The organism is Hymenobacter setariae, assembly GCF_007713685.1.
Classification (GTDB): domain Bacteria; phylum Bacteroidota; class Bacteroidia; order Cytophagales; family Hymenobacteraceae; genus Hymenobacter; species Hymenobacter setariae.
Window position 1 is genome coordinate 15,069 of sequence record NZ_VMRJ01000001.1, and the last position, 14,568, is coordinate 29,636.

The following is a 14,568-nucleotide window of genomic DNA, read 5'->3' on the forward strand; positions in this document are numbered from 1 at the left end:
CTCCGCTATCTTGTCCAAATCGTGCTTGTTGCATTCAGCTACGGCCGCCTTTTTTATGCGCTTACTTTTGATGTTGGCCAGCTCGGCTACTTTACTGGCTGGTTGCCAGTCGGCTAGCCACTTGGCCCAAACGCCCCAGCACCCGCAGGCCACGGCGCTACTACGTACCTGGCGCCACAGCCAGGAAGAAGACCAGGGAACGATGCAAGTATATCGGCCGGCTACCTACACATTTCCGCCCGCAAGGGGCCGCCAGGGGCTTGTTTTTGAGGCCAATGGCCGCCTAACCAAGCTCGCCATTGCGCCCACCGATGGCGCGCTGCCGCTTGCCGGCCACTGGAGTTGGGATAATGCACACGTGCTACACCTACGGGTAGATGGGCCTCCTCCAGAAGATTATCGGCTCGAAGTAGTAGAGCTAACCCCGGACATGCTGAAAGTTAACTTAGTGGAGCCACGTTGAAGGTGCTGCTAGGCTTCGGGCAGCTGACGCTGAAAGTGCAGTTGAAGAATGGTATTGATTTTTTCTGACGTTAGCGGTTTGCTGGCTAGGCCCGCAATTGGGAGCTCATCGAGGCGCGCTAGGTCTTGCGAGTTCATGCTGGTAGTCAGCACCACAATGATGATGCCTTCCCGATAGGCAGCTGGCAGCCGCTGATAAGCTTCCAGAAATTCCATGCCATTGAGAACGGGCATGTTCACATCGAGCAAAATAAGAGCGGGCTTCGAAGAACTCGGTGGCTCGCGCTGCTTTTCTAGCAGGGTCAGCGCCTCGAGGCCGTCGCGGGCGATGGTAACTTGGTCGGCAACGTTCAGCGAGCGTAACAGCGACTCATTTAGGTAGTTGGTGGTGTCGTCGTCATCGACGAGCAGCACTCCGGAGAGCTTTAGCAAGAGCGGGCGTAGAAATAGAGCAGTCTTCTAAGCCGTTGGCAGGGATGAATGTTCGGGCGGTAGCGAAAAAAGTGAGCATGAGGAGGATGCTCACGCCCACTTGGCTACGCGTTTGTGCGCTCCCTCATACTTTCTGCAGTGCGCTAGGTGGGTGGTTACTGCCCCATTGCGTAGCGCAGGCCACCTAGCAAGTGGCGCTGAAACAGCGAATCGGCGTAGTTCTCTGGTAGGTGGCCGCCCGCCGTATAAAAGGCGCGCCCCCCGCCGTAGGTGTGGTACCAGGCAAAGGGATGCTGCTTGCCATTGATGCCTCCAGTGTAAGACGTTTCGTCTACAGTGGCCAGCACCCGCAGGTCGGGCGCTATATCACGGAAGTTGTACCACTCATCGGTGCGCTGCCAGCGCGCGGGCAAGAAGCGGGTGGCGGGGTGGTTGGTATCGGTGACGAGCACAGTGGCGGGCTGCACCTGGGGGTGGCTCTTGAAGTAGGCGCCCACCAGCTTCCCATACCAAGGCCAGTTGTACTCGGTGTCAGAGGCCGCGTGCACGCCCATAAACCCGTGGCCCTGCCCGATGTAGCGCTCAAATGCCACCTGCTGGGTCGAGTCAAGCACATCGCCGGTGGTGTTGAGGAAGACGACGGCGGCGTAGCGGCGCAGCGTATCGGCCACGAAGCGCGTGGCCTGCAGGGTGGTATCTACGCGGAAGTTGTGCGCGCGCCCCAACTGCTGAAAGGCAGCTAGCCCAGCGGGAATGGACGCGTGGTGGAAGCCCTTGGTTTTGTAAAAGACTAGCACAGCCGGCCGCTGGCTACCCAGCGGCGACTGAGGCAATTGATGAGAGCAGCCGGCAAATAGGCTGGCTAACAGCAGCCAGGAGCAAGAAGAAAGGCGCATAGGGTGGGTAAGGAAGGGTGAAGATTCTAGTGCAATCGAATAGTGGCCTCCTGCATCAGCTGGGCGGCAGTGCTCATGGCTAGTAGAGAGCCAAAGCCCACTCATATAAAGTCCCTAGGTGGCTATTTCAGTAGCCGCACGTCGAAGACGCCCCCGGCCGTGGAGCCAGGGTCTGCGGCAAACTTGACGGTGAGCACCTGGCTGGCGGGGCCGCTGCGCAGAGCAGCAGGCAGCGGGTACTCCACATCGAAGAACGTGCTGCCCTTGCTGGCATCGGAAGTGACTTTTTGCAGCAACTTGCCATTGAGGAAAATGGAGAAAGTGCGGCCTCGGTCGCCGCCGAAATACGTCACGCGCAGGGCGCGCGCTTCGGCCTTGGGGTTGCGCAGGTTGTAGCTAAACCAACCGGTGGCATGCCGGTAGTGGCGGTCCTGAAACACACCCGCCTCGGTGCGCTCGCTGGCAAAGCCGTGGTCGGACTCGGGCTGCTGCTCACCGGGGGCTACGCGGTCTACGGTGCGCGCATCTAAGGCCAGCTTCTCGGCATCCTTCTGGCGAATAGCTTCTTTGCGGGCGGTTAGCCCTTCGGGCGTCGTTACGGGCCAGTACACCATGTAGCGCGTGTCGTGCAGCTGGTAGAAGGGCACCAGCTTGACGTTGCGGTACTTCTCAGCGTCAATCAACGTCGAGGCCGTAAAGGTGAGCGGCTCACCGGCTACGGGCCGAATGCCGGCTGTGAGGTCGGCGGGCTGGCGGCTCACCAGTACTGGGGCATCGTCGAGGGGGTAGAGGCGGCCGTTAGCCACGTGGCCCATGCGGCTGCCCCCGGCGCGCAGGCCAGGCTGGTCGGTCGTGTCGGTGGCGGCGGCCAGCACAATGGGGCCGTGCACAAACGACACCCACGGCGAATGGTCTGGCAGGTACTCGGCGGTGATGTGCATGGGTAGCGCCACCGTCACTACATCGCCCGATTTCCACTTGCGCTCTACCGTGACGTAGCCCGGCGTAGCCGAACTGGTGGCTACTGGCTGGCCATTTACTTGCACGGCTAGCTGGCCGGCCGTTACCCACGCTGGCTGCCGGATGCTGAGGGCAAACTTGCGCGACTTCTTGAGCTTAAGTGCCAGCTCCGTTGTTTCGGCAAATGGAAAGCGCGTGCTTTGGGTGAGGGCGACGCCCGCCTCCTGCCACGCCAGGCGCGAGGGCATAAATAGGTTGACAAGCAGCTGCTCTTTGCCGCGGTGCGCGTAGACCAGTTCGCCATACTTGCCGTGGTTTTCTAGCCCCGAGCCCACGCAGCACCAGAAGCTTTCTTGAGGCTGTGAGTACACACGGTAGTGCCGCGGCCGCATCGACGTGAAATACACAAACCCACCCGTGCCCGGGTGCTGCGACGAAAGAATGTGGTTGTAAGTTGCTCGCTCGTAGTAGTCTAGGTACTTGGTGTCGCCGCTGGCTAGGTACAAGTCCTTGCTGAGCTTGAGCATGTTATACGTGTTGCACGTCTCAGGGCCTTCCTTGCTTTCGAGCATCGACGTAAAGTCGGTGGCCGGGTGAAAGTGCTCGCTCACGCTGTTGCCGCCTATCGATACAGTGCGGTGTTCCACCACCGTTTGCCAAAAGAAGGTGGCCGCGTTGCGCCACGTCGGGTCGCCGCCTACCTGGGCCACGCGCTCATAGCCGATTACCTTAGGTATCTGCGTGTTGGCGTGCAGGCCATTAAGCTTGTCTTGGCCTTGTAGCAGGGGTTGCAGCAGGGCCTGCTGCGAAAACCGCTGGGCCAGCTTCAAGTAGCGGGCATCGCCTGTGATGTCAGCCACGTCGGCAAATACTTCGTTGAGGCCGCCCTGCTCGGCGCGCAGCATGTCCTGAATTTGCGCATCGCTGAGGTTGGCCGTAAGGTCGAGGCACCAATCGCTGAGCTTGATGAGCATGGTTTTGGCCTTCGCGTTGCCAGCCAGCAGGTAGGCGTCGCGCAAGCCGGCGTAGGTCTTGTGCAGGTTATACCAGGGCACCCACTTTTGATTGAGCCCAAAGCTGTTGGCTTGAATATTACCCGCTTTTATTTGCTGCCACATGGCTGGCCCACCGGGGATGCCCCCTAGGTAGCCGTTGCCGCTTTTTTGCTGGCACACCTCTAGCTGGTCAATCATGTAAGTGAGGCGCTGCTGCACCTCCTTATCGCCGGTGGCCGCGTAGAGCAGGGCCAGGGCCGAGAGGTAGTGCCCGCCCACGTGGCCATCGAGGCCGGTATTTTCCCAGTTGCCGTAGCGCTCGGCCTTGGGCTTGAGGCCCGCCGATAACTGAAACGGAGCCAGCAGCCGGTCGGGGTCTAGGGCCATGACGTAGGCGCGGTCGGTTTGCTGGGCTTCGCGAAACGGGCTATCGAGCAGCGCTACCGATGACAGAGGAAAGCTTTGCAGCGGCACCGACTGACGCGCCTGACTGCTAGCAAGGGTGGGGAGTAGGAGGGTAGAGGCGAGGAGAAAGGATTTCATAAAAGGCAATACCCGATTGGGAGCGTGCAATCGGCAACGAGGCTAGATGCACTGAGGTGACTAAGCAAGTGCAAGCTACCAGATGAACCTTGATTCTAAGCTTGCTGCAACAGTATATTCATAGCACTACTAGGTTAGCAAATGGTATTTTCTATTGGCCACTAAGTCGAAGAGAGCAGTATTCTTACCCGCTAGCGGCCAACTGTGTAAGGCGGCTGCAGGTACATCGTTTCAAGCATAGGTCAAAAAAAAGTCCGGTCTAGCACGTAGCCAGACCGGATGATAACTGCGCAACCTAGGGAGGATTTATACTGCTAGTTTGCCCTCGATAGAATCGTCGAGGGTTTGGCCGATGGCCGCGCCAATAGCCGTTTTAACCAGCGCTACGGCATTGCCGTGCTTGTTGTCCCAATAATAGCCATCCTGCACGGCTACCTTAATGACGGTAATGCGTGGGTCATCTTCGCCCTCCGTAAACCACGCCTTCAGAATCGGATTCCACAGTTCGTGGATGCGCGCTTTATCGGTTGAGATAGTAGCCGTGCCCACCACACTCAGAAAATCGGAGTGCGCCGAGCCCTGAAACAGCAGTTGTACTTGGTTATCTTCCTGAAGCTCCTGGTTTTTATTGCTGTCGTTGGCGCTGAGAAACCAGAAATTACCTGCTTCATCGACCTCTTGTACAGCCATGGGCCGGGTGGCCGGCACGGTAGTGGCGCGCAGCCGAGTGCTAAAAAAGCAGGTGTTGGTTTTGCCAGCTAGCTCCTGGATTTTCTTCACCGCGTCGGCTTGGTGCAGGTCCTCGTAGTTGTGCTCAGGTTGTTGTTGATTAATGCTATCCATTGGGCGAATACGTTAAAGAATTATTCCTAGGTCACCCGCGCTGGCACTGCATAGGAGAAGTGGAGCCAGTGCGGGTGACCTGGGTGGCCTAGCTTAGTTGCCCGGCCGCATCGGTCAGCAGCTTACCTAGCTGCTGCACTTTGTCGGCCGTAGCGCCCTCGGCGCTTTTGGCAGCGGCGGTTGTGTGCTTGCCAAGCGATTGCAGTGCTTTTTTCAGCTTAGGGCCATTGATGTCGCCTTCGCCTAAAATGACTTCTAGCTGCTTCAACTCGTCGGCAATAGTTTTCAGTGCAGGCTCGTCGCTCGCGCTCAGCGCGGCGCCCCAGCTGTGGAGGCTACGCACGGCCCCGGTTTTGGCGTGGTCCAAGCCTTGGCCCAGCGAGTCAATGGTGGAAGTTAGGTGAGCGAGGTGGTTGCTTGCATCAGCCATGAGAGTATCGAAAAGGAGAAGTGAAATGAGGAATAAGCGCTTGTAGCAGAGGCTTGGTTGAAAGCCACCGATGCTAATTGCTTACGCGGCATAAGCTATATCGTTGTTTATGAAATTGTTTCTGTACATGAACGCTTAGCCGTGAGCTACTATTGAAATAAGCGAGTGCCCAACGCCAGCGGTGTGCGGTTGGACACTTGCTAAATGCAGCGAGGCCAACTAGCGCTTGCGCGACCTGATGCTGAGCAGGGCAAGAAGCGCCAACCCTGGGAGGCCTAGGCCTAAAATGCGGCCCCGGCTTGTTGCGCCAGGCAACCCCTGCGCACCCAGCGGCATCTCAGCTGGCATCTGCATCGTTGTGTACTCATGAAACGCGTTTTTCCTTATACCCTGATGAGCCTACTAGTGGCAGGAGCCACAGCTTGCCACCAAGTAGACTCACCCCCACGGGCAGGCTTTTTTGTGCAGGCCACCCGCGACGCGGCTCCTTGGCTGGCCTCTGGCACCTGCACCCATAGCAGAGCGCAGCACCAATTCGACCTCGTTGGGCAAAGTGGCGACGCGGCCAAAGCCGAAGTCTTGTCGCTAAGCTTCGTGCTGCCCGCCGCGCCGCAACGCGCGCCCGTGCAGGCGTTGCCGGCTGCCTGGCGGGTTTCCGTTGGCTACGACGCGCTCATTGACAGCTACGCCACGGCAGACGGAGAAGGCCTACCTAGGGTAGAAATCACGCGCCTCGATACAGTAAATAAGGTAGTGGAAGGCCGCTTCGAGGCCACCCTAGCGCGAGAAAAGCAGTGGACTGCGAAGACAGAAACGATGAACCTGGACAAGGGCACCTTCCGTGTGCACTACACCGAGGTGCCTTAAGCTGAAAACTTAGGTTTTCGGGAGCTTGAGGTATGCGGCAGCGCTTGCAAGGATGTTTTGAATAACACGAAAGAACGTGCTGTCTAAAAGGTAGTAGCGAGCAGCACAAACTGAGTAGCCAAGGCTTTATGCGTGGGCTGGGCAGGAAATAAAAGCCCATGCACAGGCAGGCGGTACCTCATTCGGTATCTTCGTCGCGCGTGCACTTTGCGCGCTGCCACACCTGTTTCTGAGCTATCACCTTGCTAATGCTGCCTTCTGACGAACAAAGCGCGGCGCTGCTGCATACGCTGCTAGACGTTTCGCTTACCGGCGTCATTCTTTTCCGGCCCGTCTACGACGCGGCGGGCGCGGCTATTGTAGACTTGGCCTACGAGCACCTCAACCCGGCCGCCCAGCACATGTTGCGGCTGCCCGAGCGCCCAGCCGAGTCGTTTTTGGCCTTGTACCCGAGTGCTGCTGCGCAGGAGGGGGTATTTGCGTTTTACTGCGATACCTTCTTGGGTGGGCACCTAGGGCGGCACCAATTTAACTACCAGCACGATGGGCTAGATGGCTATTTCCTACTCGCAGCTCAGCGCCAGGGGGCGCTGCTGGTTGTCAGCTTCACTGACACCAACGACCAGCCCCGCTCGGCCGTCGAGCAGGCGCTGCGCGAAAGCCAAGCTCGCGAGCAGGCCGCCCGCCACGAAGCTGAGCGCCAGCGCCAGCAACTCTACAATATGTTTGAGCAGGCGCCGGCCATGATTTGCATTCTTGACGGCCCCGCGCACACGTTTCAGTTTGTGAACCCGCCGTACCAAGCGCTGGTAGGCACGCGGCCGCTGGTGGGCCAGCCCATTGCCGAGGCCATGCCGGAGCTAGCCGGCCAGCCAATCTTTGGCCTGCTCGACCGCGTGTACCAAACCGGCGAAACGTTCTACGCCTCGGAGATGCTGGTGCAGCTCGACCATCGCAACGAGGGCCATGCCGACCTAGAGCAGCGCTACTACAACTTTATCTACCAAGCGCGCCATAGCCTGGCGGGTGAAATCGATGGCATTCTGGTATTTGCCTACGAGGTAACGTCCCAGGTGCAGGCACGCCAGCAAGTGCAAGACCTTAATGAGGAGCTGGCGGCTATCAATGAAGAACTGCGCGCCAGCAACGAGGAATATCTGCTGGCCAACACGGCCCTGACCCTAACCCAGCAAGAATTGCAGACCCTCAACCATGAGCTAGAAGCCCGCGTGCAAGAGCGCATCAGGCAGCTAGCCCAGGAGCGCGAGGGCTTCTTCCAAATCCTGACCCAAACAACGGCGGCCGTTTGCATTCTGCGCGGGCCCGAGCACCGGTTCTTATTTTACAACCGGGCCTACGAGCGGCTGTTCCCCGGCCGCACTCTGGTAGGTAGAACCATTGCCGAGGTATTCCCCGAAACCATTGCGCAAGGATTAGGCGAATCGTTAGATGGCGTGTATGCCACGGGCGAGCCGTACTACGGCTACGAAGTGCCCGTCTGGTTAAAACGGCCCGACGGACAATCACAGCTTCTTTACCTCAATTTCGCCTACTCGGCCTACCGCGAAGCCGGCGAAATTGTGGGTATCAGCATCTTCGCCTACGATGTAACGGAGGGCGTAGTGGCCAAGCAGCAGCACGAAGCTCAGCAGGGGCAGCTTCAGGAGCTGTTTGAGCAAGCCCCGGTAGCCATCGCCATTTTCCGCGGCCCGCAGTACGTAATTGAGTTTGCCAATCCTGCCGTATGCGCTATTTGGGGGCGCACCCCAGCGCAGGCCCTAGGTACTCCGCTGTTCAAGCTGCTGCCCGAAGCGGCCGGCCAGGGCTTCGAAGCCTTGCTAGATGGCGTAATGGCCACTGGCGAGCCTTTCGTGGCCCATGAGCTGCCTTCCTACATCAACCGCCAGGGCCGCCGCGACCTTGTGTACTGGAACTTTGTGTACCAGCCACTGCGCGAAGACTCTGCACAGATTACGGCCGTGACGGTGGTGGCTACGGAAGTAACCGACCAAGTGCGCGCCCGCCGCCAGGTGCAGGACCTCAACGAAAAACTGGCCGTTATCAACGAAGAGCTGACGGCTACCAATGTGGAGCTTAGCAAGGCAAACACTCGCCTCACCCATACCAACGCCGACCTCGATACCTTCGTGTACACGGCCTCTCATGACCTCAAGGCCCCGATTACCAATATAGAGTCCATTCTACTAGCTTTGCGCGAGCACCTGCCGTCCGCAGTACAGCAAGAGCCGCTGGTGGGGCAGCTACTGCATCTGCTAGGCACTACGGTCGAGCGCTTCCGCTTCACCATTGCCCAGCTCACCGACCTCACCAAGTTGCAGCTGGTGCACGCCGGCCCCCCCGAGGCCGTGCCCCTGGCGGCCCTGGTGCAGGAGGTGCTGCTAGACCTGCACGCCGAAGCCGCCACCGCCCAGCTCACAGTAGCTATCGACCCAGCCCTAGTGGTGCGGTTTGCCCCCAAGAATGCGCGCAGCATTGTGTATAACCTCCTTAGTAACGCCTTCAAGTACCGCGACCCCGCCCGCCCCTCAGTAGTGCAGGTGCGGGCCGAGCAGGCGCCCCACGCTGTGGTGCTAACGGTGCAGGACTATGGTCTCGGGCTGAGCGCCACGCAGCAAAGGCGGCTTTTTGGCTTGTTTCAGCGCCTGCATACCCACGTCGAAGGTACTGGCGTGGGCCTCTATCTTGTGAAGCGCCTCGTCGAAAATGGGGGCGGTACTATCGCCGTCGAAAGCCAACTCGGCGAGGGCACAACTTTCACTGTGGTATTTCCAGCCTAAACTCATTGAGCTTATCTCGCGGGCCGCCATGCGGCCCGCGCTTTCCATTGCTATGCCTAAACTAGCCAGTGTGTTACTCGTGGACGACGATGCAACCACTAACTTTCTGAACAAGCTATTGCTTCAAACAATGGGTGTTGCTGAGCAGCTGCTAGTGGCTGAAAATGGGATGGAAGCTCTACGCATCTTGCACCAAACCTGCGGCCGTGAGGTGGCCGAGACCTGCCCGCAGCTCATTCTGCTCGACATGAACATGCCCATTATGAATGGGTTGGCTTTTCTCGAAACCTACACCCAACAGGCGCAAGCGCATCACCACTCCCCAGTTATCGTGATGCTGACCACTTCGCTGCACGAGCGCGACTTAGCTCGGGCCCAAGCGTTACCTATTGCCAGCTTTCTCAACAAGCCATTAACGCGCGAGAAAGTAACGGCCATTTTGGAGGAGTACTTCGCCTAGGTACCAAGCTAAGCAAAGCCCTTGGCTAAGTCGCTGTTGTCCTTCAGCAGCACGGCCAGCAGCGCCAATGACTAAAACGTAAGGCGTTATTGTAGAACTAAAATCAGAAAGGGAAATAACATAATCGAAAAATGTGCGAACATTTGGCAAGTTAACTTTGTGTGTATTAGAAATATAAACATGCTATTGCCGAAGTTGGATTTATTACTCTTTTTATTATTCTTTTCCATGCCCTGTTATGATGCCACTTGCCGCCGCCCTAGCCGGTTCCCCCAATGAAGCAGAACGCTTACAAGCACTGCTTCAATATGATGTAATGCCAGCGCAGCAGGAGCCCGTGTTCGACGAACTAGTTCGGCTTGCTGCCCAGCTTTTCAGCCTACCTATTTCCTTGATTGCGCTGGTCGATGCACAGGAAGTAGCTTACAAAGCAAATCAGGGGTTGCCGGGGCTGCAGCAGCAGCCCCGCGAAGAGGCCATCTGCGCTATGGTCGTCAGCCAGCGCATGCCACTGATATTTACTAACCTAACTCGGGCCGACCAGCTGCAACGCCTGACCCCAATGGCATCGGCGGCAGCTCAGGCCAAGAATCTGCAGTTCTACGCTGGGGTACCGCTACGCACACCTATTCGCCATCTCATCGGTACGCTGTGCGTGATAGGCAACGAGCCGCGCAGCTTTAGCGGCGATGAGCGGCAATTGTTGACGCAGCTTGCCGGACTGGTCAGCGAGCTAATTATCATTCGGCATATTTGCCTGACGCACCAAAAAGTGACGGCGCACGACCGCTGGCAGTGGCTTCAAACCTTGTTTGCAGGAGAATTGCAGCAGCTGCACGTGCTAGTACATTACTTGCTGGCCGAATTTGGGACTAAGGCGCCCGTGCCCGCTGGGGTACTAAAGCCCGTGGCCCGTCGCCTCGACGACCTTCACCTGTTGCTACAGCACCATCATCCTGGGCCAATCTGGTATTCGCCCGCGGCAGTGGCCTAGGTAGCTATAAATGCTAGGTGCCGGAGGCTAGCGCTTACGGTGCTTGGGGGCAGCTACCTTAAAGCTGCCCCGCACGCTGCCTTGCTGGCCGGTAGCGGGTGGCAGCGTGCCATAAAATCGGCCCGTAAACCCCCCGCTAGGTAGGCGAGTGAGCTTGCCGCGCAAGTCGAGGGTATAGCTCACGCTAGTGTAGCTGTCGGCCGCCTGGTACGTGTAAGTGAGAAGTGACAAGCGGTAGGCAGCCTCAGGGGCATTGCGTGGCTTCTCGTAACTAGCCAAGAACACGCCCTCGCCGGCATTGAGGGGGCGGCGCCCAATTTCGACATCCAAGCCCTCTAAATGGCTTGGGGTGCCCATGCCGGGTATGGCTCTGGCTGGCACGCAAAAACGTTGGTCTTTCAGAGTATAGCTAGCCAAATTATATGCCTTAGGCGTACAGGCTGCTAGCAAGAGAAAGGCCATTAGCAAGGGGGAGGACTTGCGCATGGAGTAGGAGAAACAGGCAAAAGGAAAGAATAGGGTTGCTAAATAACCACATATAGTAGGATTTTTAACGGGGCCAGCTGCGCAAAAGAAGTATAGTAGTGTTACTGTGACTTGAGTTGTGAGCCTGTTTTCGAGCTATAGCCCCCTAGGCAGATTGATATAAATTAAGAAGGGCTGACACTAAGCGCGCGGATGTTATAAAAATTGTAAAAAAAAGTGAGGGGCTTTAGATAAAATAAGCAAATTGTAAGTTGGACAGTTGCGTTTGAAATTTGCTAAGTTGACCAATGCAGTTTGTAGCGCAAGTGGCATTTACGATAGAGCTTGTAGCATTTTATTAAGCATTAAACTGATTGCAAACTGTATTTTTTCTGTAGAAGCTTGCAATATTTATCAGCAATTATCAAGCGTTTGATAGAGCTAAATAAGTAGGCTATAAAAAGCTTGTAGCAATAGGATTATTTGTATTAATTTGGCTGCCGTAATAGCCTCCTCTCTACTAATTGTTCTGGCCCGTGCAAGCTCTATCTCATCCCACCTCCGCCCAGCCCGACGCTACCGTTTATAAGTTTCGCCTCAATGGCTGTGCTATCGTGCTGGTGTTCCAATGCCTGGTGATGACGCTGCCTACTCTTAAGCTTCTGAAGGTGCCTGTAGTAAGCAATTGGTCGTGGCTTTGGGTGACGCTACCTGTATGGGCACCGAGTGTACTGCTAGCCGTGGTGTTAGTGGGGGAGAAAGTAATGCAATGGGGCAAAGCCAAGGCTGCCAGCCCAGCACGTAACTTGGTAGTAGAACCTAGCCCCATCAATTGCTAATACGAGGTAACTGGCTATTGCTACTAGCCGATAACCCAGGCCCGGGCTTCAATTGGCGACGTGAAGTGCCGGAACTCGTAGTTCAGGCCCGGCACGGCCGTTTGGTACATGCCATTGATAGTAAGGCGGTTTAGAACCTCTTCTGATTCTAGGTGCGCAAAGCGCACTAGCCCTAGTTCAGACAGCGGAACCAGGATAGCTTGGTGCGCCCACTCTAAATCTTTGGGGCGCACGGCTCCTAGGTGGCGGTCGTCGGCTACCCAGCCCGTTATGTGGTGCAGCCGCGCTAACCGCAGCGCCTCTGTGAGAGCACTGCGAATGTCTGCGCTCCCGGCAAAGCCTAGCCACTGGGTTTCTAGCACATTGCGGGTGCTGGTGTGCAGTAAAATGTTCAGAAAAGGATAGGAAGCGAGCGTAGTAGTCATGCGGGAGTAGCCTAAGGAGGCGCTTATTCTTCCCGGTGTACGGTAGCTGGGCTAAAAGCAGGTACACATACCGACCAATATTCGCATTCGGCATCGAAGGGATTAGAATACCGCACCCGGGCGCCAGCCCGAATCAGCAGCGACTCGCCAGCTCCTAGCTCCACTACATCGCCATCAATTTCGAAGCGCTTGCGCCCGCGCACCACAATGGTTATCTCGTCAAACTCGGGGCGCTGGTGCGGCTCGCTCCACTGCGGCGGCGCCACCATGTGGGCCAGGCTATACTGCCCGGTGCCAGTGCTGGCTAAGCCCACGTGCTCCTCGATGAGCTTGCCATCGGTAGTGGGTACGCGAAAAGGTTGCGGATTACGAAAGTAGTTTTTAGGAGTAGACATAAGCGTGGAAGAACTTAGGGGCGGGTGGTAGGGCAGGGGCCCTGCGTGAAGGTGCGTACCCCAGCATTGCGGGCCACGCACGGGTTAGAGTAAGTTTTGCCATCGCAGCCGCATACCGGAGCATAGTCCATCGTGCAAATACCGTTGGGGTTAACGCGGGCTGGGTCGATGCAATCGGCGACGGGCGGCGGAGCCTGAGCCGCTGGGCGCTGGCAGCCAAGGGCTAACAAGGTAGTAGCCAGCAGGCCTAGGGTGCTAGCGCGGAATAAATGTGCCATAAGTGAAGGCAAAGTAATGGCGGAGTAGTGAAATGGCTATTTCCGCCGAAAATTTGCCAGTGCCGCCCAACCCCTCTGGGTTGGCCCCGTATAGCTGCCTACCAACGGGTGCAGGGACCCCTTACCTTGTGCCTCTCAAAACACCTTATCACCTTTTTTAACTTCCCATGTCGTACCGCGAAGAAGATAACAACGCAGGCAAAATTGTTCTCGCCGCCCTAGCTGGTGCTAGCGCCGGTATCCTGGCTGGCATCTTGCTGGCTCCCGATAAAGGTTCGGTAACCCTCGAGAACTGGAAAGGCGCCGCGAAAGACTATAGCAATAAGCTGGGCGACCAGTATAAGCAATACAGCGCAGACCTCGAAACGAAGTTCAAAGGTCTGTCGGAAAAGCTCGAAGACCTCGGCATTCTGGGTGCTGGTGGCAGCCTCAACATCAAAGGCAACTGGGATGACATCAAAGGCAAACTGAAGCAGCAGTACGCACAGCTGACCGATGAGGACCTAACCTATGTTGAAGGCAAAGGCGACGAGCTACTCGGCAAGCTGCAAGACAAGCTGGGCAAAGGCAAAGCTGAAGTAACCAAAATCATCAACGACCTCACGGGTAAAGGTGATGACTTGGCCAGCAAAGCAAAAGATGCCGTGAACGAAGGCGCTGACAAAGCAAAAGACGCTGCCGATAAAGGCGCTGATGCTGCTAAAAATGCCGTTAGCTAAGCCAATAGGCCTTAGTTAGTGATAATATAAAACCCTGTGCCGGTTGGTACAGGGTTTTTTGTGTTATGTCTCAACCTCTGAGGCTTCTTCACCGTTAGCCTGCTACTTTAGCTTTCTCTTCTTACTCACCCTTTTACCTCTTTCACCCATGCCAAAGGACAATGGAAAAGTTATTGTTTCGCTGCTGGCGGGCGCTACGGCCGGCATTGTAGCGGGCCTGCTGCTAGCCCCCGAAACCGGCGAGGATGCCCGCAAAAGCCTACGCGAATCGGCGAGCAAGTGGGGCGGCAGCCTCGGCAAACTCGTGCAAGACACCCTAGGCAAGCTACAAGGCCAGCCCCACACCAACCCCGACGCTGCAGTAAGCGAAGACCGCAATGCAGCCGATGCGCTTTTCAACTCGATGAGCAATCGTGAGCAAGCCGAGCCCGGCGACCTTACTACCTCGGCCACCGGTAATGGCCGCTCGATAGGCGGCGACGATTATACCGCCGATGACAATACCCTGGACTACGATGGCGATGGCAGCGATGGCCGCCACCGAGGTATTGTGTAACAGGTAGTTAGTAAGTGCCTGCGAAAATAATTGAAATATTTTTGCTGTCTTTGTAACCCCACTAGCAGCACGCCGTTAAAGACTATGCAAACGGCTTAAGTTTCAAACCTTAGGACGTTGGTCGTAAAATTGCCGATTATAGGAGCTTCTGCTGGTAAGTGGTTTAACATGCCAGTCGTAAAATCAGATAATCCATCGCAAGCTTCTGCCA

Annotated in this window: 17 protein-coding genes; 8 read left to right on the forward strand and 9 right to left on the reverse strand. The window is 56.8% G+C overall.

The features are described 5' to 3' along the window. Window positions 1-55: 55 nt before the first annotated feature. Window positions 56-463 (forward strand): hypothetical protein, encoded by a 408-nt coding sequence (locus FNT36_RS00060; RefSeq protein ID WP_144842740.1) that lies wholly within the window; start codon window positions 56-58, stop codon window positions 461-463. An 8-nt stretch (window positions 464-471) separates the two neighbouring features. On the opposite strand, the gene FNT36_RS00065 is transcribed toward FNT36_RS00060, so the two are convergent. The 5 genes from FNT36_RS00065 to FNT36_RS00085 all read right to left on the reverse strand — a co-directional run bounded on the left by FNT36_RS00065 (window position 472) and on the right by FNT36_RS00085 (window position 5,561). After that, window positions 472-894, reverse strand: coding sequence for a response regulator (locus tag FNT36_RS00065; protein ID WP_144842742.1), 423 nt, complete (start codon window positions 892-894; stop codon window positions 472-474). A 155-nt stretch (window positions 895-1,049) separates the two neighbouring features. After that, window positions 1,050-1,790 carry a ThuA domain-containing protein gene (locus FNT36_RS00070; RefSeq protein ID WP_144842744.1) on the reverse strand — a complete coding sequence of 247 codons (741 nt, stop codon included), beginning with the start codon at window positions 1,788-1,790 and terminating at the stop codon, window positions 1,050-1,052. Between the two features lie 122 nt (window positions 1,791-1,912). Continuing rightward, window positions 1,913-4,288, reverse strand: a complete 2,376-nt coding sequence (locus tag FNT36_RS00075) for a glycoside hydrolase family 127 protein (protein ID WP_144842746.1) — start codon at window positions 4,286-4,288, stop codon at window positions 1,913-1,915. Between the two features lie 306 nt (window positions 4,289-4,594). Next, window positions 4,595-5,131 (reverse strand): pyridoxamine 5'-phosphate oxidase family protein, encoded by a 537-nt coding sequence (locus FNT36_RS00080; RefSeq protein WP_144842748.1) that lies wholly within the window; start codon window positions 5,129-5,131, stop codon window positions 4,595-4,597. An 88-nt stretch (window positions 5,132-5,219) separates the two neighbouring features. Continuing rightward, window positions 5,220-5,561, reverse strand: a complete 342-nt coding sequence (locus FNT36_RS00085; protein ID WP_144842750.1) for a hypothetical protein — start codon at window positions 5,559-5,561, stop codon at window positions 5,220-5,222. A 366-nt stretch (window positions 5,562-5,927) separates the two neighbouring features. On the opposite strand from FNT36_RS00085, the gene FNT36_RS00090 reads away from it, so the two are divergent. The 4 genes from FNT36_RS00090 to FNT36_RS00105 all read left to right on the forward strand — a co-directional run bounded on the left by FNT36_RS00090 (window position 5,928) and on the right by FNT36_RS00105 (window position 10,680). Further along, entirely contained in the window at window positions 5,928-6,428 is a 501-nt protein-coding gene (locus FNT36_RS00090; RefSeq protein WP_144842752.1) for a hypothetical protein, read from the forward strand. A gap of 248 nt (window positions 6,429-6,676) precedes the next feature. Further along, a complete protein-coding gene (locus FNT36_RS00095) occupies window positions 6,677-9,226 on the forward strand; it encodes a PAS domain-containing protein (RefSeq protein ID WP_144842754.1) in 2,550 nt (849 codons plus the stop codon). 52 nt (window positions 9,227-9,278) lie between these two features. Beyond that, complete coding sequence (locus tag FNT36_RS00100; RefSeq protein ID WP_144842756.1) at window positions 9,279-9,686, forward strand: response regulator; 408 nt, start codon at window positions 9,279-9,281, stop codon at window positions 9,684-9,686. 238 nt (window positions 9,687-9,924) lie between these two features. Then, entirely contained in the window at window positions 9,925-10,680 is a 756-nt protein-coding gene (locus FNT36_RS00105; RefSeq protein WP_144842758.1) for a GAF domain-containing protein, read from the forward strand. A 27-nt stretch (window positions 10,681-10,707) separates the two neighbouring features. Here the strand turns inward: FNT36_RS00105 and FNT36_RS00110 are convergent, their stop codons facing one another. Next, window positions 10,708-11,037 (reverse strand): hypothetical protein, encoded by a 330-nt coding sequence (locus FNT36_RS00110; protein ID WP_144842760.1) that lies wholly within the window; start codon window positions 11,035-11,037, stop codon window positions 10,708-10,710. 644 nt (window positions 11,038-11,681) lie between these two features. On the opposite strand from FNT36_RS00110, the gene FNT36_RS00115 reads away from it, so the two are divergent. Next, window positions 11,682-11,984 (forward strand): hypothetical protein, encoded by a 303-nt coding sequence (locus FNT36_RS00115; protein WP_144842762.1) that lies wholly within the window; start codon window positions 11,682-11,684, stop codon window positions 11,982-11,984. A gap of 23 nt (window positions 11,985-12,007) precedes the next feature. On the opposite strand, the gene FNT36_RS00120 is transcribed toward FNT36_RS00115, so the two are convergent. From FNT36_RS00120 to FNT36_RS00130, 3 genes are read right to left on the reverse strand one after another with little or no spacing between them, the layout of a single operon-like run. Next, the gene (locus FNT36_RS00120; protein WP_144842764.1) at window positions 12,008-12,409 is read right to left on the reverse strand and encodes a hypothetical protein; all 402 of its coding nucleotides are present in this window, start codon (window positions 12,407-12,409) and stop codon (window positions 12,008-12,010) included. Between the two features lie 23 nt (window positions 12,410-12,432). After that, window positions 12,433-12,804 (reverse strand): cupin domain-containing protein, encoded by a 372-nt coding sequence (locus FNT36_RS00125; RefSeq protein ID WP_144842766.1) that lies wholly within the window; start codon window positions 12,802-12,804, stop codon window positions 12,433-12,435. Between the two features lie 14 nt (window positions 12,805-12,818). Further along, on the reverse strand, window positions 12,819-13,082 hold the full coding sequence (locus tag FNT36_RS00130; RefSeq protein ID WP_144842768.1) for a Kazal-type serine protease inhibitor family protein: 264 nt from the start codon (window positions 13,080-13,082) through the stop codon (window positions 12,819-12,821). Between the two features lie 167 nt (window positions 13,083-13,249). On the opposite strand from FNT36_RS00130, the gene FNT36_RS00135 reads away from it, so the two are divergent. Then, the gene (locus FNT36_RS00135) at window positions 13,250-13,801 is read left to right on the forward strand and encodes a CsbD family protein (RefSeq protein ID WP_144842770.1); all 552 of its coding nucleotides are present in this window, start codon (window positions 13,250-13,252) and stop codon (window positions 13,799-13,801) included. A 148-nt stretch (window positions 13,802-13,949) separates the two neighbouring features. Beyond that, window positions 13,950-14,357 (forward strand): YtxH domain-containing protein, encoded by a 408-nt coding sequence (locus FNT36_RS00140; protein ID WP_144842772.1) that lies wholly within the window; start codon window positions 13,950-13,952, stop codon window positions 14,355-14,357. The last annotated feature ends 211 nt before the right edge of the window (window positions 14,358-14,568 follow it).

Excerpts from the sequence above, each read along its gene's own strand:
- FNT36_RS00060 (WP_144842740.1), top strand. The coding sequence starts at position 56 with ATGCGCTTACTTTTGATGTTGGCCAGCTCGGCTACTTTACTGGCTGGT.
- FNT36_RS00070 (WP_144842744.1), bottom strand. The coding sequence starts at position 1,790 with ATGCGCCTTTCTTCTTGCTCCTGGCTGCTGTTAGCCAGCCTATTTGCC.
- FNT36_RS00075 (WP_144842746.1), bottom strand. The coding sequence starts at position 4,288 with ATGAAATCCTTTCTCCTCGCCTCTACCCTCCTACTCCCCACCCTTGCT.
- FNT36_RS00080 (WP_144842748.1), bottom strand. The coding sequence starts at position 5,131 with ATGGATAGCATTAATCAACAACAACCTGAGCACAACTACGAGGACCTG.
- FNT36_RS00085 (WP_144842750.1), bottom strand. The coding sequence starts at position 5,561 with ATGGCTGATGCAAGCAACCACCTCGCTCACCTAACTTCCACCATTGAC.
- FNT36_RS00090 (WP_144842752.1), top strand. The coding sequence starts at position 5,928 with ATGAAACGCGTTTTTCCTTATACCCTGATGAGCCTACTAGTGGCAGGA.
- FNT36_RS00095 (WP_144842754.1), top strand. The coding sequence starts at position 6,677 with ATGCTGCCTTCTGACGAACAAAGCGCGGCGCTGCTGCATACGCTGCTA.
- FNT36_RS00100 (WP_144842756.1), top strand. The coding sequence starts at position 9,279 with ATGCCTAAACTAGCCAGTGTGTTACTCGTGGACGACGATGCAACCACT.
- FNT36_RS00105 (WP_144842758.1), top strand. The coding sequence starts at position 9,925 with ATGATGCCACTTGCCGCCGCCCTAGCCGGTTCCCCCAATGAAGCAGAA.
- FNT36_RS00110 (WP_144842760.1), bottom strand. The coding sequence starts at position 11,037 with ATGGGCACCCCAAGCCATTTAGAGGGCTTGGATGTCGAAATTGGGCGC.
- FNT36_RS00120 (WP_144842764.1), bottom strand. The coding sequence starts at position 12,409 with ATGACTACTACGCTCGCTTCCTATCCTTTTCTGAACATTTTACTGCAC.
- FNT36_RS00125 (WP_144842766.1), bottom strand. The coding sequence starts at position 12,804 with ATGTCTACTCCTAAAAACTACTTTCGTAATCCGCAACCTTTTCGCGTA.
- FNT36_RS00130 (WP_144842768.1), bottom strand. The coding sequence starts at position 13,082 with ATGGCACATTTATTCCGCGCTAGCACCCTAGGCCTGCTGGCTACTACC.
- FNT36_RS00135 (WP_144842770.1), top strand. The coding sequence starts at position 13,250 with ATGTCGTACCGCGAAGAAGATAACAACGCAGGCAAAATTGTTCTCGCC.
- FNT36_RS00140 (WP_144842772.1), top strand. The coding sequence starts at position 13,950 with ATGCCAAAGGACAATGGAAAAGTTATTGTTTCGCTGCTGGCGGGCGCT.